Here is a 1,449-nt window from a genome sequence, read left to right on the forward strand (position 1 = left end):
TGAACTGCGCCCCAATTCTTGGACGGGCTAATAAGCGGCCTACGCCGCACATAGGGACTGATTCCGGAATTCCTCCGGGGTCAGTCCCTTCAGTTTAACCTGCCTCCTTCTCGTGTTCCAATGGATGATGTATTCGTCCAGGTCTCTCTTGAAGTCTTCGAAGCAAGGCCATTTTCTTCCGCGAAAGAACTCGTCCTTCATATGGCCGAACACCTGCTCCGTCGCGCCGTTGTCGATGCAGTTGCCCTTCCGGGACATGCTCTGCACCACGCCGGCCTCCTCCAGCCGCTTGCACCACCCGGCCTGCTGGTACTGCCAGCCCATGTCCGAGTGCAGGACCGGCCTGGAGCCCTCGGGCATCTTGGACACGAGCTGGTCGAGCAGCTCGTGCTGCTGGGCCATGTTGGGATGCAGCGACGTGGACCAGGCGACGATCTCCTTGCTGCCGAAATCGTAGACCGGCGCGAAGTAGGCCTTGCCCCAGGGCTGCTTGAACTCGGTGACGTCGGTGCCCATCTTCTCCCACGGCCCGTCGGCGGCGAAGTCCCTGCCGATGACGTTCTCGAAGGTCTTTCCGACCTTGCCCCTGTACGAGTTGTACCTGTGGTAGTCGGTCTCGCGGCGGATCCCGCAGCTGATGCCCATCTCGCGCATCATCTTCAGCGTCGTCTTGTCGGCTATGCGCACGCCCTGCTCGGCGCGCAGGCACATGGCGATCTGCCTGTGGCCGCACCCGTTGGCGGTGCGCGAGAATATCTCGGCGGCGGCCTCCCAGAGCTCGGGCCTGGTGGGAGCCTTCGGGTGCGACAGCGCGTAGTAGTAGCTCGACCTCGCCAGGCCGGCGCACTCGAGCAGGTCGGCGAGGGGGTATTGCCCTGAAAGCCCGCTCACGACCGCGGCCTTTTCGCCGTTCGAGAGCGTTTCTCCGCCTTCAGGGCGATCGATTTTTTTAGGTAGGCGTTCTCCGCCTCGAGCCTCTTGATCCTGCGCTCGAGCTCTTGCTCGCGCGTCGTCTCCCCGGACGGGGAGCCGGACCCCCTCGGCCTCCCCCTGGGCTTTGGCCTGAGCGCCTCCGGGCCCTCCTCCCTGTAGGCCTTCAGCCATTTCTTGAAAGGGCTTGGCGAGGCTATCCCGAACTTCTCCATGGCCTCGGGCTTCGTCATGCCCTCGTCGACGACCGCCCTGACGGCGGCCAGCTTCGTCTCGAACGAATAGGCGGTGTGTTTCTTTCCCATCATGGCCAGAACCTCGATACCAGCAGACCTGTAGGTGCACAGCCATTCTCTCACGGTTTCCTCCGGCATCCCGAGAAGGGCCGCGATCGCCGCGCGGCCGTGCCCCTCGTCGTGCAGCTCTGCCGCTCGCAGCCTCATCCCGACGTCGTACAAAGCGTTTCCAGCCATAAAAAAGCCTCCCATTTCTTGTGTCCAAGAAATGGGAGGCAGTTCA

General features: G+C 62.9%; 2 protein-coding genes. Both read right to left on the minus strand.

Going from position 1 to position 1,449, the window contains the following annotated elements; genetic code table 11:
• Positions 1–39: 39 nt before the first annotated feature.
• Entirely contained in the window at positions 40–945 is a 906-nt protein-coding gene (locus DWZ01_RS10545; RefSeq protein WP_233504648.1) for an IS3 family transposase, read from the minus strand.
• Positions 888–1,403 carry a helix-turn-helix domain-containing protein gene (locus DWZ01_RS10550; protein ID WP_117817420.1) on the minus strand — a complete coding sequence of 172 codons (516 nt, stop codon included), beginning with the start codon at positions 1,401–1,403 and terminating at the stop codon, positions 888–890. Before DWZ01_RS10550 ends, DWZ01_RS10545 begins: the two co-directional genes overlap by 58 nt.
• Positions 1,404–1,449 lie beyond the last annotated feature (46 nt).

It is taken from the genome of Collinsella sp. AF28-5AC (assembly GCF_003457875.1).
Lineage (GTDB): Bacteria > Actinomycetota > Coriobacteriia > Coriobacteriales > Coriobacteriaceae > Collinsella.